The organism is Halorubrum sp. Boch-26 (assembly GCF_029889805.1).
GTDB lineage: Archaea > Halobacteriota > Halobacteria > Halobacteriales > Haloferacaceae > Halorubrum.
On the sequence record NZ_JARANT010000053.1, the window covers coordinates 1 to 18,513 of the forward strand.

18 protein-coding genes and 1 pseudogene are annotated in these 18,513 nt (G+C 68.1%); 8 read left to right on the forward strand and 11 right to left on the reverse strand.

What is annotated here, in order from left to right; translation table 11 throughout:
• Positions 1-1,830, reverse strand: a 1,830-nt coding sequence (locus OQF71_RS09045) for a DEAD/DEAH box helicase (RefSeq protein WP_280587176.1), incomplete at its 3' end; no start/stop codon positions are given.
• A 361-nt stretch (positions 1,831-2,191) separates the two neighbouring features.
• Between OQF71_RS09045 and OQF71_RS09050 the strand changes: the two genes are divergently transcribed.
• Positions 2,192-2,641, forward strand: coding sequence for a DUF5807 family protein (locus tag OQF71_RS09050; RefSeq protein WP_280587177.1), 450 nt, complete (start codon positions 2,192-2,194; stop codon positions 2,639-2,641).
• 26 nt (positions 2,642-2,667) lie between these two features.
• Here OQF71_RS09050 and OQF71_RS09055 read toward each other — a convergent pair whose 3' ends face one another.
• From OQF71_RS09055 to OQF71_RS09065, 3 genes are all read right to left on the reverse strand, one after another.
• Positions 2,668-4,320, reverse strand: coding sequence for a long-chain fatty acid--CoA ligase (locus tag OQF71_RS09055; protein WP_280587178.1), 1,653 nt, complete (start codon positions 4,318-4,320; stop codon positions 2,668-2,670).
• A 275-nt stretch (positions 4,321-4,595) separates the two neighbouring features.
• Complete coding sequence (gene metX, locus OQF71_RS09060; RefSeq protein ID WP_280587180.1) at positions 4,596-5,894, reverse strand: homoserine O-acetyltransferase; 1,299 nt, start codon at positions 5,892-5,894, stop codon at positions 4,596-4,598.
• Positions 5,895-5,898: 4 nt separating this feature from the next.
• Positions 5,899-7,197, reverse strand: a complete 1,299-nt coding sequence (locus OQF71_RS09065) for an O-acetylhomoserine aminocarboxypropyltransferase/cysteine synthase family protein (RefSeq protein WP_280587182.1) — start codon at positions 7,195-7,197, stop codon at positions 5,899-5,901.
• A gap of 156 nt (positions 7,198-7,353) precedes the next feature.
• Between OQF71_RS09065 and OQF71_RS09070 the strand changes: the two genes are divergently transcribed.
• Positions 7,354-8,775, forward strand: coding sequence for a DHH family phosphoesterase (locus tag OQF71_RS09070; protein ID WP_280587184.1), 1,422 nt, complete (start codon positions 7,354-7,356; stop codon positions 8,773-8,775).
• A 41-nt stretch (positions 8,776-8,816) separates the two neighbouring features.
• Here the strand turns inward: OQF71_RS09070 and OQF71_RS09075 are convergent, their stop codons facing one another.
• The 5 genes from OQF71_RS09075 to OQF71_RS09095 form a co-directional block, all read right to left on the reverse strand.
• A complete protein-coding gene (locus OQF71_RS09075) occupies positions 8,817-9,116 on the reverse strand; it encodes a hypothetical protein (protein WP_280587185.1) in 300 nt (99 codons plus the stop codon).
• Positions 9,113-9,394, reverse strand: coding sequence for a winged helix-turn-helix domain-containing protein (locus OQF71_RS09080; protein WP_280587186.1), 282 nt, complete (start codon positions 9,392-9,394; stop codon positions 9,113-9,115). Before OQF71_RS09080 ends, OQF71_RS09075 begins: the two co-directional genes overlap by 4 nt.
• Before the next feature lie 89 nt (positions 9,395-9,483).
• Positions 9,484-11,025: a molybdopterin-dependent oxidoreductase gene (locus OQF71_RS09085; protein ID WP_280587188.1), complete on the reverse strand. Its 1,542-nt coding sequence runs from the start codon at positions 11,023-11,025 to the stop codon at positions 9,484-9,486.
• 3 nt (positions 11,026-11,028) lie between these two features.
• Positions 11,029-11,919 (reverse strand): spondin domain-containing protein, encoded by an 891-nt coding sequence (locus tag OQF71_RS09090; RefSeq protein WP_280587189.1) that lies wholly within the window; start codon positions 11,917-11,919, stop codon positions 11,029-11,031.
• Between the two features lie 222 nt (positions 11,920-12,141).
• A complete protein-coding gene (locus OQF71_RS09095; RefSeq protein ID WP_280587190.1) occupies positions 12,142-12,705 on the reverse strand; it encodes a HalX domain-containing protein in 564 nt (187 codons plus the stop codon).
• A gap of 145 nt (positions 12,706-12,850) precedes the next feature.
• On the opposite strand from OQF71_RS09095, the gene OQF71_RS09100 reads away from it, so the two are divergent.
• Entirely contained in the window at positions 12,851-13,579 is a 729-nt protein-coding gene (locus OQF71_RS09100) for an ATPase domain-containing protein (protein WP_280587192.1), read from the forward strand.
• Between the two features lie 63 nt (positions 13,580-13,642).
• Here the strand turns inward: OQF71_RS09100 and OQF71_RS09105 are convergent, their stop codons facing one another.
• Positions 13,643-13,981: a helix-turn-helix domain-containing protein gene (locus OQF71_RS09105; RefSeq protein ID WP_280587194.1), complete on the reverse strand. Its 339-nt coding sequence runs from the start codon at positions 13,979-13,981 to the stop codon at positions 13,643-13,645.
• A gap of 185 nt (positions 13,982-14,166) precedes the next feature.
• Between OQF71_RS09105 and OQF71_RS09110 the strand changes: the two genes are divergently transcribed.
• From OQF71_RS09110 to OQF71_RS09125, 4 genes are all read left to right on the forward strand, one after another.
• The gene (locus tag OQF71_RS09110; protein WP_280587195.1) at positions 14,167-14,505 is read left to right on the forward strand and encodes a hypothetical protein; all 339 of its coding nucleotides are present in this window, start codon (positions 14,167-14,169) and stop codon (positions 14,503-14,505) included.
• Positions 14,506-14,859: 354 nt separating this feature from the next.
• Complete coding sequence (locus tag OQF71_RS09115) at positions 14,860-15,450, forward strand: archaellin/type IV pilin N-terminal domain-containing protein (protein ID WP_280587197.1); 591 nt, start codon at positions 14,860-14,862, stop codon at positions 15,448-15,450.
• A gap of 2 nt (positions 15,451-15,452) precedes the next feature.
• Positions 15,453-16,166 (forward strand): archaellin/type IV pilin N-terminal domain-containing protein, encoded by a 714-nt coding sequence (locus OQF71_RS09120; protein WP_280587199.1) that lies wholly within the window; start codon positions 15,453-15,455, stop codon positions 16,164-16,166.
• 85 nt (positions 16,167-16,251) lie between these two features.
• A complete protein-coding gene (locus tag OQF71_RS09125) occupies positions 16,252-17,028 on the forward strand; it encodes a hypothetical protein (protein ID WP_280587200.1) in 777 nt (258 codons plus the stop codon).
• 444 nt (positions 17,029-17,472) lie between these two features.
• On the opposite strand, the gene OQF71_RS09130 is transcribed toward OQF71_RS09125, so the two are convergent.
• Complete coding sequence (locus OQF71_RS09130) at positions 17,473-17,943, reverse strand: zinc ribbon domain-containing protein (RefSeq protein WP_280587201.1); 471 nt, start codon at positions 17,941-17,943, stop codon at positions 17,473-17,475.
• 228 nt (positions 17,944-18,171) lie between these two features.
• Between OQF71_RS09130 and OQF71_RS09135 the strand changes: the two are divergent.
• Positions 18,172-18,513, forward strand: a pseudogene (locus OQF71_RS09135) (hypothetical protein); the annotation flags it as partial.

The following is an 18,513-nucleotide window of genomic DNA, read 5'->3' on the forward strand; positions in this document are numbered from 1 at the left end:
GGCCTTGGTGAAAGCGGAGACGAACACGCAAAGAACGACGACGACCTCGACGACCGCGACGCCCTCGTCGGCGCCGGCGGTCGCGACGACGCCGTCGTCGTCGCTGTCGGTGTCATCCGCCTCGCCACCGCCCCCACTGTTCCGCGTCTCGGCCGCGAAGTCGGTGAGACCGGCGTCGTCGCTGTCGGACGCGCCCTCGTCGACTTCCGCTTTGGTGTCGTCGGCCTCGTTCCCGGACCCCCCGGCGAACGCGTCGAGCCCCGCCTGCCCGTCGTCGCCGACGGTCTCCTCGATGTCGTCGGTGGCCTGCTTCAGCTCCGCGAGCTGGCTGGCCATCTTCTTCTCGCGGCGCCGCGAGATCCAGAAGAACGCCTCGTCGCGGGTGTCCTCGGCCATCAGGACGACCACCTTCCCCTCGGCCTGCCGGCCGGTCCGACCCTTGCGCTGGATCGAGCGGATCGCGGTCGGGACGGGCTCGTAGAAGCAGACCAGATCGACCTCCGGAACGTCGAGGCCCTCCTCGGCGACCGACGTGGAGACGAGCACCTCGAAGTCGCCGGCTTTGAACTCGTCGAGGGTCTCCTGCTGCTGTTTCTGGCTCATCCCGTCGGAGCCCTGCTTATCGCCCTGTCCGACGAATTTCCGGACGTCGAAGCTCGCGGAGAGGAACTCCACGAGCGCCTCGGCGGTGTCTCGGGACTCGGTGAAGAGGATCGCGCGCTCGCCCTCGTTGATGCCGAGGGTTTCGGCCAAGAGGATCCGCGCCTTCGAGAACTTCGGGTGAAGCCCGTCGAACGACTCCGCCTTCCGCATCGCTTCTCGCACCTTCGGGTCCGCGACCATCCGCTGGCTCGCCTTCGAGGCGCCCGACGAGCGGGCGGCCTCGCGCTGGCGCTCGAAGTAGCGGCGGACGGACTCGACCGACTGGGTCTCGACCAGCTCGGTCGCGCGCCGGAGCTTCATCACCTCGGCGTGGGTACTCATCCCCTTGTACCCGTCCGACTGGTCGTTGTCCATCATCTTCTTCAGCTTCCCGCGCATCGCGTTGAGGTCCTTCTGCGAGAGGTCCGGGTTCGTCGTGTTCGTCACCCCGAGCGACTTCAGCTTCTCCAGCCGGTCGGTGATCACCTCGTTGAGCGCGTCGCGGATCTCGAGGACCTCGTCCGGGAGCGTGACCTGCTCCCACTGCACGTCGGTGTCGTGGGTGTACTCGTCGACGTCGGCGTCCGCCTCGGTCATCACCTCGACGTTCGAGAGCCCGAGGTTCTCGCAGACGGTCTCGATCTCCTCGGTGTCGCCGCCCGGCGAGGCCGACATTCCGGTGACGAGCGGATCGGCCGCGTCGGAGTGGTACCGCTCCGCGATGTAGACGTACGCGTAGTCGCCGGTCGCGCGGTGGCACTCGTCGAAGGTCAGGTGGGTCACGTCGCGCAGCGAGATCCGGTTGCCGACGAGGTCGTTCTCGACGACCTGCGGGGTCGCGATCACGATCCGGGCGTCGTTCCAGAGCGCGGCTCGGTCGTCCGGTTTCACGTCCCCGGTGAAGACGACGATCTCGTCGTCCGGGATCGAGAGCGCCTCGCGGTAGAAGTCGGCGTGCTGCTGGACGAGGGGCTTAGTGGGGGCTAAGAAGAGGGCCTTCCCGCCCGCCTCGTGGAGGCGCTCGGCGGTGACGAGCAGGCTGACCGTGGTCTTGCCGAGGCCGGTCGGGAGGCAGACGAGGGTGTGGTCGTCGGCCGCGGACGCCGCCAGCTGGAGCTGGTAGCGGCGCTCTTGAAGGAATTCGTCGACGAGCAGGGGTCTGTCGATGCCGGCGGCCTCGGTCGCCATCGGCGACGCTTCGCCGCCGTCGGCCTAAAGCCTTCGCGAAGCGGGGTGAAAGTTATCGCTCGACGGAGCGCTCCTCTCGGAGCTCCTCGGGTACGTCTTCGTCCACCAGCTCCGCCCACTCGGCGAGCCGGTCTCCGGATGGTGTTTGCGCGCTCATCAGGGGACGGATCTCAGTGGGACGTATTAACAGTTACCCCGATTCTACATGATTTAACATCAGTCCGGGACCCGTCGCGGTTCGCGGCCGGCGGCGCACGAGTTCTACTCCCTCGGCGACGGGGGCTGCTCCGGCAGCGACGACCTCGCCGCCCCTTCGACCGCGACTCGCACGCCTTTTACCGTTCACGCGCGTCCGGCCGGCATGAGCAAACTCGACGAGTTCCTCGCCGGCGAGCGGCTCGACGACGTCGTCTTCTACCTCAGCGACGCGTACCTCGACGACGACTCCCGGCTCCGCAACGTCGGCACCGAGACTGACGACGGCGTGCGGCTGATCCTCGACGGCGAGACCGGTCGGTCCGCGTTCGAAGCCGGGACGGGGACGGGCGCGATGGAGTTCGCGAAGACGGCGATGGGTGCCGAGGGCACGATCGACCGGGCGCTCGACGGCGGCGAGTGTCCCTTCGCCGAGGAAAATCCCGACGCCGACCACGACGTGCGGTTCGTCTTCGCGTTCGCGGAGGCGCAAAACGAAGAGGTCGGCGGGCTCTACGCCGAGGGCGACGTGGTCCACGCGTACGCCCACTGCACGTGCGGCGAGAGCTACTCGCACAAGTGGATCGTCGGCGACCGCGACGGCGACGGCGACTGAACCGACCGCGAAAACCCGCTAGCGACCTATTCCTGCTCGGGCGCGTCCTCCTCCGGCACCGATCCCTCGACGAGCGACTGGTCGGCGTACCGCTCCCGGAGGTCCTTCTTCGAGAACTTCCCGGTGGCGGTCTTCGGCACCTCGTCGATGAACTCCACCGCGTCCGGGACCCACCACTTCGGGTACTCCTCGCGGAGGCCGGCCTCGATGTCGTCGACGAGCGCCTCGCGATCGACGCCGTCGGCCGCGACGACGAACGCGACCGGTCGCTCCTGCCAGCGCTCGTGGGGGACGCCGACCACGGTCGCCTCGCTCACGCCGTCGTACGCCATGATCGCGTTCTCTAACTCGACGCTGGAGATCCACTCGCCGCCGGACTTGATCACGTCCTTCGTGCGGTCGACGAGCTGCATGTAGCCGTCCTCGTCGACGGTGACCACGTCGCCGGTCTTCAGCCAGCCGTCGACGAACTCCTCCTCGTTGGCCTCCGGGCGCTTGAAGTACTCCTTCGTCACCCACGGGCCGCGGATCCGGAGCTCACCGAAGTCCTCGCCGTTCCACGGCACCTCCTCGCCGTCCTCGTCGATGACCTCGAACTCTAAGCCGGGGGCGACGAGCCCCTGCTTCGAGCGCTTGTTCACCTGCGTGTCGTAGTCGGCGTCGCGCAGGTCGCTCTTGAGGTGCGAGACGGTTCCGATGGGCGACAGCTCCGTCATCCCCCACGCGTGGAGCACCTCGACGTCGCGCTCGTCGTACCACTCGATCAGCGCCTGCGGCGCGGCCGCGCCGCCGACGATCACGGTGTCGAGCGTCGAGAGGTCCACGTCGTTGCCCCCCTCGATGTACTCGCGGAGGCCGAGCCACACCGTCGGCACGCCCGCGGAGATCGTCACGCCCTCCTCCTCGATCAGCGCCGCGAGGTCCGCCGGGTCCGGCGACGGACCCGGGTAGACGTGCTTCGCGCCCGCGGCGGTCGCGGTGAACGGCATCCCCCACGCGTTAACGTGGAACATAGGTACGACTGGCATGATTACGTCGGAGTCCTCCATCGGGATCCCCTGCGGCGTCTGGGAGGCCATCGTGTGGCTCCACAGCATCGACTGGGTGTACTCGACGCCCTTCGGCTTCCCCGTCGTCCCGGAGGTGTAACAGAGGCCGGCGGGCTGGTCGCCGTCGAGGTCGGGCCAGTCGTAGTCGGTGGAGTGGCCCGCGATGAACTCCTCGTACGGGACGGCGTCGAGCTCGTCGATCTCGGCGGAGCCCATGGCGACGAAGTCGACGTCGGCGAACTCCTCGGCGCCCTCGGCCGCCGCGGCGAGCTTCGGGGCCAGCGACGGGTCGACGAAGACGATCTCGTCTTCGGCGTCGTCGACGATGTACTGGATGTGCTCGTCGGGCAGCAGGGGGTTGATCGTGTGGAGCTGCGCGCCGGTGTTCGGGACGCCGAAGTACGTCTCGAAGTGGCGGGTGTGGTTCCAGCAGAACGTCGCGACCCTGTCGCCGCGCTCGATCCCGTGCTCGTCTAAGGCGTTCGCGAGCCGCGCCGTGCGGTCGGCGTACTCGGCGTACGTGTGCCGCGTGCGCCCCTCGTGCGTCCGGGAGACGACCTCGGTGTCGGGGTACAGTTTCTCCGCGCGCCACAGGAACGGTCGCAGGGTCTGAGAGTGTCCACCGGGCATACCTCACACACCACGGCGTCGAGAACTATGAACATTTCCATGATTGATCGTGGAGGTTCGGCGGCGTGACAGACGCGTTCCGGGGCTCGACCGCTCGCTTATAAACAGCTGCTGACGGAGCGACGGTGAACACCACCAAAGCCCCTGCCGCGAGGCGCGAAGCGCCTCTGGCAGCCGGCGGCGGAGCCGCCGGCGACCTCGCACGGGCTGTTCGCGGCCCTTTGGGCCGCTCGCAGGGGCGCGCCGACCGCACACAATTCTTTTAAATACGTCCGCTATCCCCGGAACAGGCTCGCGTGCACCGGCGCGTGGTCCGGCTCGGGGCGCGCGGATTGGTCGCCCTCGCCGCCGTCGTCGGAGACCGCTCGACCCCCGACCCCGTCCGCGAGGAAGTCGCGGAGGGGCGGGCCGACGTGTTCGGGCTCGACGAGGAACGCGTCGTGGCCGTGATCGGAATCGATCACGTGGTGCGCGACCGGGGCGTCGCCGGCGCGGAACGCGTCGGCGAGCGACGACGACTGCTCGACGGTGAAGTGCCAGTCGGCGGTGAAGCTCAGCAGCAACGCCTCCCCCTCGAACGCCGCCAGCGCGTTGGCGTCGGTGCCGTGACCCGCCGAGAGGTCGTACTCGTCCATGGCGCGCGTGAGGTAGAGGTAGCTGTTGGCGTCGAAGCGCTCGCTGAACCCCTCGGCCTGGTAGTCGAGGTACGACTCCACTTCCCGGTACGGGAAGAACGCCGCCGTCGGCTCCGGCGGCAGCCCGAGGTCGCCCTCCTCGCGGGTCAGCGAGTCGCGGCCCGCGGAGCGGCGACCGAACTTCCGCTCCATCGACGCCTTCGAGAGGTACATGATGTGCCCGAGCTGGCGGGCTAAGGCGAGCCCCTCGTCGGGCGAGGGCCGGTCCTCGCCGTAGTAGTCGCCGCCGTTCCAGTTCGGGTCCGCGCGGATCGCGCGGCGGGCGACCGCGTCGAGCGCGAGACACTGGGCGTCGAGCCGCCCGGCGGTCGCGATGGCGACGACGCGGTCGACGTCGTCCGGGTACCGCTTCGCCCACTCCAAGACGTTCATGCCGCCGACGCTGCCGCCGACGACGGCGTGCAGCCGCCCCACCCCGAGGTGGTCGAGCAGGCGACGCTGGGCGCGCGCCCAGTCCTCGACCTGCACCGGCGGGAAGGCGGTCCCCCACCGGTCGTGGTCGGGCTCGTCGGTGAGGTCGAGGTCGGCGGGGCGCTCGCTCGTCGGTCCGGTCGTGCCGTAACAGGAGCCGGGGACGTTCGCGCAGACGACGAAGTACTCCGTCGTGTCGATCGCCTTCCCCGGGCCGACGATGTCGTCCCACCACGCGCGGGCCTGTCCGGCCTGTCCGGCCCCGCGGGTCCTCTCGTCGCGCTCCGGTGTCGGCGACCGGGCGACGTTCTGACTGCCGGTGAGCGCGTGACACACCAACACGACGTTGTCGCCGTCGAACTCCCCGTGGGTCTCGTAGGCGACCTCCAGATCGGGAACCGACTGACCGCAGTCGAAGGTGAACTCCCCGAGCGAGGCGACGCCGTGATCGGCCGGAACGGTACTCACGAGGTCACACCTCCGTGCCTGTCGCGGCGCGCTCACCGGCAGCGAGCCCTCGGTCGAGATCGGCGATCACGTCGTCGGCGTCCTCGATCCCGACGGAGAGTCGGAGCATCTCCGGGTGCACACCGGCGAGCCGCTGTTGCGTTTCGTCCATCTGCGCGTGCGTGGTGGAGGCGGGATGAATGACGAGCGTCTTCGCGTCCCCGATGTTCGCGAGGAAGCTCGTGAGATCGACGGCCTCACAGAACGTCTTGGCGGCCTCGTAGCCGCCGTCGACGCCGAAGGTGACCATTCCGCCGAATCCGTCGAGATACTCGGCGGCGTTGTCGTGGCTCCGGTGGTCCTCGAAGCCGGGGTACGTCACCCAGTCGACCCGGCCGTCGTCCCGGAGGAACTCGGCGACGGTCCGCGCGTTCTCGCAGTGGCGCTCCATCCGGAGCGGGAGCGTGTTGAGCCCCTGGATCGTCTGCCACGCGTCGAACGGGGACTGCTGGCCGCCGGTCGGTCGCACCCCGCGCTGGCGGGCGACGTTCGCGAAGGCGGCGTCGCCGAACCGCTCGACGAAGTCGATCGGGTAGGCGGGCGACTGCCCGTCGAGCTCGTCGTAGTCGGCGTCCGGGTGGCCCCACGGGAACCGCCCGCCGTCGACGAGGACGCCGCCGACGGTGGTCCCGTTGCCCGTGATCCACTTCGTCGTCGACTCCCAGACGATGTCGGCGCCGTGCTCGAACGGGCGACAGAGGTACGGCGTCGCGAACGTGTTGTCGACGACGAGCGGCACCGCGTGCTCGTGGGCGACCTCGGCGAGCCGCTCGAAGTCGGGGGTGACGAGCGAGGGGTTCGCGATCGTCTCCACGTGGACGAACGCGGTGTCCTCGTCGATCGCGTCCGCGTACGCCTCCTCGTCGAGCGCGTCGACGAGCCGGGCCTCGACCCCGCGGCGGTTCGCGATGCTGGTGAGGTACGCGGCCGTGCCGCCGTACATCTCGGAGCTGGCGACGATATTGTCCCCCGCGCTCGCGAGCACGGTCGTTACCGCGTCGAAGGCGGCCATCCCCGAGCCGGTCGCGACCGCGTCAGAGCCGCCGGACAGGTCGGCGAGACGGTCCTCTAAGACGCCTACGGTCGGGTTCGAGAGCCTGGAGTAGACGTGCCCCTCCGCCCGGAGCGCGTACAGCTCCGCCGCCGCGTCGGCGTCGTCGAAGACGAACGAGGTCGTCTGGTGGATCGGGGTCGCGCGCGACCCGGTCGCCGGGTCCGCCTCGGCGCCGGCGTGGAGACTCCGGGTGTTGAACCCACGTGTCATGTGTGTAGTGCATATATCTCAACACATCTATAACCGTCAGTTACGGCAAGTGATGCCTCGGTCTCCGCCTCCGCCGGAGTTCGGGGCGTCGCGCCGTTCGACCGCGCTCCGCACCGAAGCGTGAGTTTATCCCCGATCGCGGGCCAACGAGGGGTAATGGCAGTCGCCGACTCACCCGTGCCGGACCTCGCCGGACGCGCGAGCGCCTGCGCCGACCGCCTCCGCGCCGCCGGCCGGGTGTTGCTCGCGTCCCACATCGACGCCGACGGGCTGACGAGCGCCGCGGTCGCCTCGTCGGCGCTCGCGCGCGCCGGGATCGACCACGAAGTCGTCTTCGAGAAGCAGTTAGACGCCGAGTCGATCGCGGGGATCGCCGCCCGCGAGTTCGACGTGGTGTTATTCACCGACTTCGGCTCCGGCCAACTTGACGTGATCGCCGACCACGAGGCCCGCGGCGCGTTCGTCCCCGTGATCGCCGACCATCACCAGCCGGCCGACCCCGACACGGAGTTCCACCTCAACCCGCTGCTGGAGGGGATCAACGGCGCGAGCGAGCTCTCGGGCGCGGGCGCCAGCTACGTACTCGCCCGGGCGCTGGAGGGACCTGACGGCGACAACCGCGACCTCGCCGCGCTCGCGGTCGTCGGCGCGGTCGGCGACATGCAGGACTCCGACGGCGGGCTCGTCGGCGCCAACGAGGCGATCGTCGCCGACGGCGTCGACGCCGGCGTCATCGAGACGCGCACCGACCTCGACCTGTACGGGAGACAGACGCGCCCGCTCCCGAAGCTGCTGGAGTACGCCTCCGACGTGAAGATCCCGGGCGTCTCGAACGACGAGGCGGGGGCGATCTCCTTCCTGACCGACCTCGACGTCGACGTGAAACGCGACGGGGAGTGGCGCCGCTGGGTCGACCTCGACGCCGAGGAGCGACAGGTCCTCGCGTCCGCGCTGATGCGCCGGGCCGTCGCCTCCGGCGTCCCCGCGGACCGGATCGAAGCGCTCGTCGGCACCTCATACACGCTCGTCGACGAGGAGCCCGGCACGGAGCTCCGGGACGTGAGCGAGTTCTCCACGCTCCTCAACGCCACCGCTCGGTACGACCGGGCCGACGTGGGTCTCGCGGTGTGTCTCGGCGACCGCGGCGACGCGCTCGCCGAGGCGCGGCGACTCCTCCGGAATCACCGCCGGAACCTCTCGGAAGGGCTTCAGTGGGTGAAGACGGAGGGGGTCACCGACGAAGAGCACCTCCAGTGGTTCGACGCCGGCTCGCGGATCCGCGAGACGATCGTCGGGATCGTCGCCGGAATGGCGATCGGCTCGCCGGCGGTCGACCGCTCCAAGCCCGTGATCGCGTTCGCGGAGGAGAGCGCCGAGGAGCTGAAGGTGTCCTCGCGGGGGTCGCACGCCCTCGTGCGGCGGGGGCTCGACCTCTCTGCGGTGATGCGGGAGGCGAGCCGCGCCGTCGGCGGCGACGGGGGCGGCCACGACGTCGCCGCGGGCGCGACGGTCCCGATCGACGAGCGCGACGCGTTCCTCGCCGAGGCGGACCGGCTGGTCGGCGAGCAGCTCTCGTGACGCCGTCGGCGGGGGAGCGGGACGGCGACCGGACGCCGCGATCACTTCACCGTCGCGTACGTCAGCAGCGACACCGCGAGCAGTTCGAGCACGCGCATCCCGAGCACGACCCGGCCGACGAGCGGGTCCATCGCGTACAGCGTTCGCATACTGCTGAAAAAGAAGGCGATGGAGACCAGATTTTCGACCAGCAGGACGGCGCTGAACCCCAACAGCCCCAGGAGTAGCGTCGAGCCGAACTCGCGGTAGTTGCGGAGCCAGATCGCGGCCAGCACCGCCAACAGCGCGCTGTTGATCCCCGTGATCACGATGCCGAAGACGGTCGGGGTGGCGGGGTTCATTCGGCGTCCACCTCGGACGTGATCTCCTCGAACGCGTCCGCGTGACGCTCGAAGCGGTCGGTCAGGAAGTAGAGCTTCCCGTAGTCGTGGTCGCTCGGCTCGACGACATCGTGGTCTTCTAGCATCTCTAGGTGGTGGGTGATCGTGTTGTAGTCGACGTCCAATTCCTCCGCGAGTTCGTTCGCGTTCCGGGGACGGGCGCGGAGTTCCCGGACGATCCGGACCCTGTTGGCGCCACCGCGGCTCGCGACGAACAGGTACCACAGGGCCTTCTCCATTTGGCGTACTGTTGTGTCGGGTCGGGTGTCAAAGTCGTTGCGACGCGGGCGGGTGCCCGGCGAGGCGATCGACGGAGGGCGGCGGGCGGTCACCCGACCGTCCGGCGGACCCAGCCGGAGGCGCCGGTCGGCGACGGGTCCGACGGCTCCCGTATCTGGCGGTTCCCCTCGCCGTCGACCGCCCGGACGACGACCTCGTGCGTGCCGTCGGGGTCGAAGACGTGGCGCCACTGCCGCCAGACGTCGGCGTCGGGGAGCGGGTCGGAGAGGGCGGTGTCACTCCACGAGTCGCCGCCGTCGGTCGAGACCTCGACGCGCTCGATCCTGCGGGTTCCGGCGTAGGCGTGGCCGGCCAGCTCGATCCGACCGTCGTCGAGCTCCGTGATCCCCTCGTCCCAGAGCTTGGCGACCGTGTTCACCTCGCCGGTTCCCTCCCAGCCGCGCTCCTCCCAGTAGCCGTCCTCCTCGACGTTCAACAGCTCGATCTCCGAGAGCCACTTCACGTTCGTCTCTCCCCAGTGTCCCGGGATCAGCACCCGGACCGGGTGGCCGTGGCCGGGCGGGAGCTCCTTCCCGTTCATCCCCCACGCGAGGAAGCCGTCGGCGAGCACGTCGACCGGGAACTGGACGTAGTAGCCGTCCTCGCCGCGCAGCATCGCGCAGTTGCAGTCGCCCTGCGGGTCGACGGACTCGAGCAGCGGTCGGACCGGGGTCCCCGTCCAGACGGCGTTGTCCAGCTTGCGGCCGTTCAGGTCCTCGCCGACGCACCGGAGCGTCACCGCGCGGTGCTCGACGGGTCGGTCGGTCAGCTCGTCGAAGGCGACCGTCCGGTCGGTCTCCGTCTCGCCTGTGAACGTGAGCGACCACTCCGCCGCGGTGACCTCCGGGTCGAACTCCGCGATGTCGACGTTGTAGAACTCGCCGATCGGAGTCATCATTCCGAGGAGACCGCCGCTTTCGACCGCCAGCGAGGCCTCGCTGACCTCGCGGAGCCGCTCGGTCGCGCCCTCGGACCGCGGGGCGTCGGCGAGCGTGTCGTCCCCGTCCGCGTCCGACATGCGTCGGCCGATGACCGTCGTGACGACGAACCCGAGCGTCCCCGCCACGACGCCGAGCGTCCGGCGACGCACCGCGTCGACGGCCGTCGTCGAGTCCGCCGCGACCGAGGACCCGTCTCCGGAGGCCGGGTCGGGAGACGACGGTTCGGACGCGTCGGGCGGGAGCCCGCCGATCGCGACGGCGGCCGCCGTGGGAAGCGCCACGCCCAGCGCCTGCGTCGGACCGCCGGTCAGACTGGCGGCGAGCAGCCACGACCCGACGACGGTCGCCGCGGCGCCGATCAGCGAACGGTTCGTGCGCGCGGAGAGGCGGAGGCCGGCGAACGCGACCGCCGCGAACAGCCCGATCACGGCGGCGAACGCCATGGAGATGTGGATCAGGTGGCCCGCGTCGCCCACCGTTTCGATCATGAAGGTCACGATCGCCCCGGGCGTCAGGTTGACGATGGCCTGATCGACGGGACGGACGACGAACGCGGGCGACCAGCCCGTGACGAGGTACGAGCCGGTGACCCCGGCGGTCCCGGCGGCCGTCGCGAGCAGCGCGTCTCGCCGTTCGGTAACGTCGATCATGGTTTATATCGGGGTTATAGTCACTTGAACCACGTCCCCGGCGGCCGGGTACTCGTGGCCGTCGTCGACGTCGCTCAGCCGCCGCACGGTCCCGCCCTCGTCGTCGCCCTGATCGGGCGCGTCTTGCGCGGGCGCTTGGTCGGGACCGGTGCCGGGGGGCTCCGCGTTCGGCTCCGTCCCCGCGTCGAGCAGCGACACGGCGTCGGTAACGTCGCCGTCGATCGGGTCGCCGTCCTCGGGCCAGAGCGCGGTGCCGTCCTCCCCCGTCGAGACGAAGACATCGTTCGACGGGACGAACATTGAGGCGAAGGAGAGCCGCTGGCCGGGCGCGACCGTCGCCTCGAACTCGAAGGCGCCGCCGGGCGCGATCGGCGGGGCCCCCGGGACCTCTCCCGTCGGATCGTTCGGGTCCGCGACCGTGTCCGCTGGGGTGTACGTCCCCGAGTCGTGGACATCCGTCGACGCGCCGAGCTCGTCGACGAGCCCGCCTTCCCCCTCGAACCCCGTCGGCGGCCCGGCCTCGGCCAGTGCTTCGAGTCCGACGGACGCCGGCTCGCCGAGCTCGTATATCGGATTCGCACCCTCGTGCACGGCGTACGCCCCCGGCGTGACCCAGACGGCGCCGCCGGTCGGCGTGTTCGCGGGATAGAACGCCCCGGACGCGACGTTCTCGATCCGGACGCGGACCGTTGCGGATTCCGTCATCTCGTCGTCGCCGTCCATCTCGTCGCTCTCGTCCATTTCGTCGCCCTCGTTCATCTCATCGCCCTCGTTCATCCCGTCGTCCGCGTCGTCCCCGTCGCTTCCGCCGTCGCCGAGGCAACCGGCGAGCCCCAGCGTCATCAGTCCACCACTCGTCGTCAGGAACCGCCGCCGCGTGTCTCGTTCCGTCATGTTCCGGACGAGGGCGATGACGGGGATATAAATTTTTCAACTACCGGACAACTTTGGTGCAGAGTCGGGTCGGTATCCGTTCAAACTTCGATCGGGATCCGGACGCGGTCATCGGTATCCGGTCGGGCTCCGGACGCTGCTGCCGAGACTCGCGATGGGAGTGGTATCGTCGGGAACGCGGGAGCGAGCGGACAGCGGAGCGAGAGCGCGAGCGACGCCGGGTTAGGCCTCACCGAGGTCCCGGAACATCGCGCGGTAATCGTCGGAGGAGAGCGTCTCGCCGAGATCGTCGATATCGGTGTCGATTGACTCGAGCCGCTCGACGAGCTCGGCGTACGCCTCGTTGCCCTCGCGCTGGGCGGCCGGCTTCTGAGAGCTGAGAACCGCGCGCTTGCTCGCCAGCGCCGCCGCCTCTTGGACGAGATCGTCGTACTCGCTGCGGGTGAGAAGGGTGTCGATCGCCGTCAGCAGATCCGAGCGGCTGACGGGCTTGGTGAGATACAGGTCGAACCCCATATCGATGATGTCGAAGTCGGGCTCGACCGCGGTGACCATCGCGACCCGACAGTCGTAGGCGGTCTCACGGATGTGTTCGAGCACGTCGTCGCCGCTCCCGTCCGGAAGTCGCCGATCGAGAAGCACCACGTCGACGGTCGCGTCGACCCGATCGATCGCCTCCGCAGCGGTCTCGGCGAGGTCGACGTCGTATCTCTCCTCGAGGAAGCCGGCATACAGCGCGGCGATATCGGACTCGTCTTCCACGATGAGGACCGAGGGATCGCTCACCGCCGATCACCGCCGAGGCCGACGGGAGACGCTTCACCGGGCATACAAGAACTCGCGGTGTGTCGAGAAATAAAGCTGTCGCCGTCGGTTCGGTCGGTCACGTCGGATCGTCTTTTATATACTCCCGTCGCTAATGGTGGTACGAATGTCAGAACTCGTCTCTACCGGGGTCGAGGGGCTCGACTCGATCCTCGCCGGCGGCATCACGGAGCGGTCGACGGTACTCGTCTCCGGGAATCCCGGGACCGGCAAGAGTATCTTCGGAATCCAGTACCTCTATCACGGCGTCACGGAACACGACGAGCGCGGCGTGTACGTCTCGTTCGAGGAGGACGAGGCGGACATCCGCGGCGCCGCGGAGTCGATCGGTCTGGAGGAGTTCGGAGATCTCGTCGACAGCGGCGATATCGTGATCTTGGACAAACGCGAGATGCTTCGTGAGACCGACTTCTCGACGGCGGTCGATCGGCTGCTCGACACGATCGAGGACGGTGACTTCGATCGGCTCGTGCTCGACTCGCTGTCGATGTTCCAGCTCTTCTTCGACGCCGAACAGGAGAAGCGGACGTACCTCCTGAAGTTCTCCGACATCCTCAAGGCGAACGGGCTGACCTCACTGCTCATCAACGAGCAGGGCGCCGTGTTCCCGGACACCGAGGTCGGACTGGAGAACTTCCTCACGGACGGGAACATCTACTTCATCCAGACGCCGACGGACTCCGGGGTCAACCGATACGTCTGGGTAGCGAAGATGCGGAAACAGGACATCGACACCGACATCTTCCCGATGGAGATCGGACAAGGCGGGATCACCGTCCACGAGCGGGCCGGCGGGTTCTCGATGATGGGGCGGTCCGAGGAGCCGTCGTTCTAACACCGGTCAAATACGGGACAAATCGAGAGAGGAAGGCGGAGCGGGAGGGACGGCCAGGAGGTGTTACCGGCTCGATGAGAGGTCGCGCCACACGTCGTCGAGACGGTTCTTCACCGCGGAGCGCTCTTCGACCTCGACCGTGAGCCCGTCGCGGAAATCGACCTCGACGCCGTCGACCTTCCGACGGTACACCTTCACGCGGCGGTGTTCGTCCGAGAGCGGCCGGTCGTGGAGCTCAAGCAGGTCGGCCTCCTCGAGCTCGTTGATCCGCCGGTAACACGTCGCGATCGGAACATCGAGCTCCTCGCTCAGGTCCTGCGCGGACATCGCGTCGCCGGTCGCCGTCAAGATGTCCGTATTGTACTTGTTACCGAGCACCGTGATCAGGTCGTCTCCCACCATTCACGTTATCGCTATTGATTTTTGCGACTTAAAAGGATACCGGTGATTGCGGGGGCCTCGGACTCCAAGACGAGCGTGCGTGCCGGGTGCTCTCGGCAATTCCGGCCTCACGACCGTGAGCGGTGTATTATCGCCGGTGATAGCCATCACCGTGGGTTTATGTGCCAACTCCGCGGAAGCCAGGTATGGAGCTTATCGAGGGGTTGTATCTCGTGACGACTACCGTGTTGGCGGGCGCGAGCGCGACGCTGGCGGCGTTCGCGGTCGCCGCGTACCGGTCGTCGGGCCGCACCGCGATGGCGTACTTGGCCGTCGGCTTCGGACTGGTCGTCGTCGCGGCCGTCGCGACGCCCGTCGCGGGCTTCCGGACGTCGTTCGCCAACGCGGAAGCGCTGCTTTTGATCAACACCGGACTGCTGGCGGGATCGATGGCGCTCGTCGCCGGAAGCCTCGCCGTCTACGAGCCCGGCACGCAGGAGCTGGTGATTCCGGAATCCGAGCTCACGCGGATCCAGGACCGATAGCGCCCCGCGGCGCGACGAAACGCGGAGCCGACGGCGCGGACCGGTTTTCCTCGCTTTCTCAGTCCGAACACAGGCGGAACCGACCGGCACCGACACTCCCTCGATCCGGTTCAACGTCGCCGGTGGATCGGCCGGTATTCGGGAGCACACCTACGGCACTCCGGATATCGGATGTGATACCCAAACCGTACCGTCGTTGATGATTACAGAAATTATACAATCGAAAATATCCCGATAATCGCATTACTGCAGTGCTTTATCAGGTCGGATAATCGGCACGGAGTCTTTAATAGGGGAATCCCGCTTGCTAACGATAACGCCCGCCGGGCAGGCCGGGGGCCGACGCAACACACAATGTTCGAAACAATACTGGACGAGGAAGAGCGCGGTCAAGTGGGGATCGGGACCCTCATCGTGTTCATCGCGATGGTGCTGGTGGCGGCGATCGCCGCCGGCGTCCTGATCAACACGGCCGGCTTCCTCCAGACGCAGGCAGAGGCAACGGGCGAAGAGAGTACAGCGCAAGTGAGCGACCGGCTGCAGGTCGTGAGTCAGTCCGGGAACGTGACGGATGAAGGCGGTGTCCGAGTCGTCGACGAACTGAATATCACCGTTGCGCAGGCGCCCGGTGCCGACAACATTGATCTGTCGGAGACAACCATCGAACTCATTGGTACGCAAGGTCAAGAGACGTTCCAGCTTGACGGTAGCGAGTCGTCGATCGACATTTACACCGGGGATCCGGCGGATGTCGTTCTGACGGACGCCAGTGATCGCGCTGATGTCGGGATCGATCTGAACGCCGGTGGCAGTGGTGTGTACGGGTACCTCGAGGGCGGTGACCGCCTCTCGTTGACCTTCACGACACCGTCGGGCGCGACCACGACCGCGGAACTCCGCGTCCCGACGACGCTGACTAATGAACAGACCTCGGTGAGGCTGTAATAATGTTCGAGTTTATCACCAACGGCGAAGACCGTGGTCAGGTCGGTATCGGAACGCTCATCGTGTTCATCGCGATGGTGCTGGTGGCGGCGATCGCCGCTGGTGTCCTGATCAACACGGCCGGCTTCCTCCAGTCCCAAGCGGAGGCCACCGGTCAGGAGAGTACGGATCTCGTGTCAGAGCGGATCGACGTGACGAGCGAAGTCGGTATCGTGGGTAATAACAGCACGGGCGAACTGAAGGCGATCAAGATCACGGTCTCCGGTGCCGCCGGTGCCGATCAGATCGACCTGTCCGAATCGACGATCCAAGCTGTTGGCCCGAATGGACAGGCGAACCTCGTCTTCACCGACACGGCTGCAGATCCGTCCAGTACTTCTGAAGGCGACATTGCGAACGCGAGTCAACTCAACGCGAGCACGTTCGCTGTTCAGGATTCTGCCGGTAACTTCGTTGGATCCGGCAATGCCGTCTTAGATGGCAGTACGGATTATACGATCGTCATGAATCCGGGGGCAGAGCCTTTCGGTGACATGGTAAACGGAGATATATACAACGGTGGATACACCTACGGGCACAACAATACGACCTTTACCGCGTTCGGTGAGGGCGACTCCTCGTCGCTCGACATCGTCTCGCCGTCGTCGTCGACGACGTCCGTCGAACTGAACGCGCCCGACCTCTTCACCACTGACGGCGAAGCGGTCCGGCTCTAACGAGCTTCGAACAGCCCCCTAACCACTTCCCCGGCGGATCCCTCCGCCCGGAACACCTATTTTCTCGCGCCACCACGGCTACGCCATGAGTGACCACGACGCACCGGCGGCCGACCCGGACGCCCCGCCCGCCGACCCCGACGAGCTCGACTTCACCGACGACGAGAGCGTCGTCGAGATCGGGGAGAGCCGGTACGTCGTCGGGACGAACGGCCGGCCCAACATTCGCCGGGCGCAGCCGGACCAGCGTCCCGGAGACGAGACGGGCTTCACCTCCGCGGACCCGGCGAACCCCGAGGAGCGGCGACCGCCGGATCAGGGAGGCGGCCCTGGGAGTGCAGCCGCGGGAGGCGGAGCCGGCACCGGTGCGCCCCGCGGTGCGGGCGGTCAGACGCAGGGCGGGAACGCCGGCCGGCCGCAGGGCGGCGGCGCGGGGCGACCGCAGGCGAACCCCGCGCAGAGAGGCGCCTCCGCGAACCACCAGCAAGGCGGTCGCGGCGCCCCCGCGGTCGACCGGCAGGCGGTGAGCCGGTGGCTGGCGAACTCCTTCGACGACGACGGGTTCACCTACGGAATCGACGCGACGCTCCACGTCGACGGCGACACCACCCGCCAGCGGATGGTGTCGAACGACGTGACGGCGACGTTCGACTCGCTCGTGACGTGGTTCGCGTCGAACGCGGGCCCGAGTTCGCCGACGCCGGAGGCGCTCGGCCTGCTGCTCGTCGCGAGCGAGACGACCGTCGACGTGCCGCCGGTGGCGATCAAGCGGTTCGCCGCGAGCCAGGGGCTCACCGCGAGCGACAGCATCGGCGACCTCGTGCGCGCGGCGGAAGAGGCCGACGGGTTCCGGATCGAGTAGCTGGAGTCCGTGAGCTACCGTGGTGGAGCGGTTGTTTGTCAGTCGGATTTGTGCGTTGCTGGCAGCTATTCATAAGTGATCGACGGTGAACACTTCCAAAGCCTCAGCGACTGCGCGTTTGAGTCCCACCCCGCTCCGCATGGCACCGCGGCCTCGCACTCCCCCAGCCTCGTCACCGGCGCTACGCACCGGTTGCAAACGAGAGCTTCGCTCTCGCCCTGTCGCTGGCGCCGTCGGTGGGCGGCCACGTAGGCCACTCACCGGGCCGCGCCACCGCATATCGCTTATCAGTAGTTGTCGCCGTCACTACCGGTTATTTAACTACCGCCTTTCCCCGACGAACCGTGACACTCACCCTCGTCCTCGATCGCCACTGCGTCCGCACTGCGTCCACACGAGCCAGAATGGCACTTGCCGAGAAGTTCAGCAGAGCCGAGTGCGCGCTTACAAAAGAACGAGCAGCGCGATGCCGAGCAGGGCGAGTACCGCGTACAGCCCGGCCATCACCTCGCGTTTCAGCGGGCTCCCGAGCGGCTCCGCCGTCAGCCGGCGGACCGGCGGTAAGATGGCGATCCCGCCGAGGATCAGAACAAAGGCCCCGACCTGCGGGACCAGCGTGAGCGCGACGACGATCGAGCCGTACCCGGCGACGTAGCAGCCGCGTCGCCAGAGCTGCTCGCGGTCGGTGAGCTCCTCGGTCGGAACGAAGGCGGCGACGCCCCCGTCACCGCCGTCGGACCCGTCACCTCCGCTCTCGCCGTCCGTCGCCCCGGAGTCGGCAGCGACCTGTTGGGCCTGTCGCTGCACGTACTCGTCGAGCTCCTCGGCGGCCTCCTCGGTTTGGGGGGCGCCGCATTCGAGGCAGTAGCGGGCCTCGTCGTCGATCGACGACTCACACCGGGGACAGGTCTTCATCCTCATCGGAACCGGACCGCGGTCGGGCTTAACTCTTCGGGCTCGCCTGGGAACTCGATCCCCCCGCTGTCGGTTAATTCGGTCCGAGACGGGCCGTGGCGGTCCGCTTCGGTTCTCCAAGGCGATAATCGGGGAGGTACCCTTTAGTCGCTGAGATCCCGACCGTGTAGCAATCAACGGTGAGCCGTTCGTGCGACTCGGCCCCGTGACGACGAAATCGACACCACGATGACCTCCAGAGTTCCACCGGACGGCGCGGATCGGTCCGACAGGGCGACGACCGCCGACTCCCGCAGCGGCCGGGCTGGTTCCCGTAGCGGCCGCCGCGAGAACGCCACGGAGGGCGACGGCGAGGGGGCCGCGCTCCGCGCCAAACTCTCGACCCTCCGAGTCGTGTTGGTCGCCCTCGCGGTGCTCCTCTCGCTCCTCGGCGCCGTGGCCACGGGACCCGCCGCGGCAACCCTCGCGGGAGGGGCGGCGGCGCCGGCCGACTCGACGGCGTCGACCGGCGGCGGTGACGGCGTCTCTCACGAGATCGCGGCCGACGAGGCGGCGGAATGCGGCGACGCG

What these genes read in the sequence shown, in the direction of transcription:
- OQF71_RS09090 (WP_280587189.1), bottom strand. Translation starts at nt 11,919, where the DNA reads ATGACGGAACGAGACACGCGGCGGCGGTTCCTGACGACGAGTGGTGGA.
- OQF71_RS09055 (WP_280587178.1), bottom strand. Translation starts at nt 4,320, where the DNA reads ATGCCCGGTGGACACTCTCAGACCCTGCGACCGTTCCTGTGGCGCGCG.
- OQF71_RS09125 (WP_280587200.1), top strand. Translation starts at nt 16,252, where the DNA reads ATGAGTGACCACGACGCACCGGCGGCCGACCCGGACGCCCCGCCCGCC.
- OQF71_RS09105 (WP_280587194.1), bottom strand. Translation starts at nt 13,981, where the DNA reads ATGGTGGGAGACGACCTGATCACGGTGCTCGGTAACAAGTACAATACG.
- OQF71_RS09070 (WP_280587184.1), top strand. Translation starts at nt 7,354, where the DNA reads ATGGCAGTCGCCGACTCACCCGTGCCGGACCTCGCCGGACGCGCGAGC.
- OQF71_RS09080 (WP_280587186.1), bottom strand. Translation starts at nt 9,394, where the DNA reads ATGGAGAAGGCCCTGTGGTACCTGTTCGTCGCGAGCCGCGGTGGCGCC.
- OQF71_RS09120 (WP_280587199.1), top strand. Translation starts at nt 15,453, where the DNA reads ATGTTCGAGTTTATCACCAACGGCGAAGACCGTGGTCAGGTCGGTATC.
- OQF71_RS09130 (WP_280587201.1), bottom strand. Translation starts at nt 17,943, where the DNA reads ATGAAGACCTGTCCCCGGTGTGAGTCGTCGATCGACGACGAGGCCCGC.
- OQF71_RS09110 (WP_280587195.1), top strand. Translation starts at nt 14,167, where the DNA reads ATGGAGCTTATCGAGGGGTTGTATCTCGTGACGACTACCGTGTTGGCG.
- OQF71_RS09100 (WP_280587192.1), top strand. Translation starts at nt 12,851, where the DNA reads ATGTCAGAACTCGTCTCTACCGGGGTCGAGGGGCTCGACTCGATCCTC.
- OQF71_RS09075 (WP_280587185.1), bottom strand. Translation starts at nt 9,116, where the DNA reads ATGAACCCCGCCACCCCGACCGTCTTCGGCATCGTGATCACGGGGATC.
- OQF71_RS09050 (WP_280587177.1), top strand. Translation starts at nt 2,192, where the DNA reads ATGAGCAAACTCGACGAGTTCCTCGCCGGCGAGCGGCTCGACGACGTC.
- OQF71_RS09115 (WP_280587197.1), top strand. Translation starts at nt 14,860, where the DNA reads ATGTTCGAAACAATACTGGACGAGGAAGAGCGCGGTCAAGTGGGGATC.
- OQF71_RS09085 (WP_280587188.1), bottom strand. Translation starts at nt 11,025, where the DNA reads ATGATCGACGTTACCGAACGGCGAGACGCGCTGCTCGCGACGGCCGCC.
- OQF71_RS09065 (WP_280587182.1), bottom strand. Translation starts at nt 7,197, where the DNA reads ATGACACGTGGGTTCAACACCCGGAGTCTCCACGCCGGCGCCGAGGCG.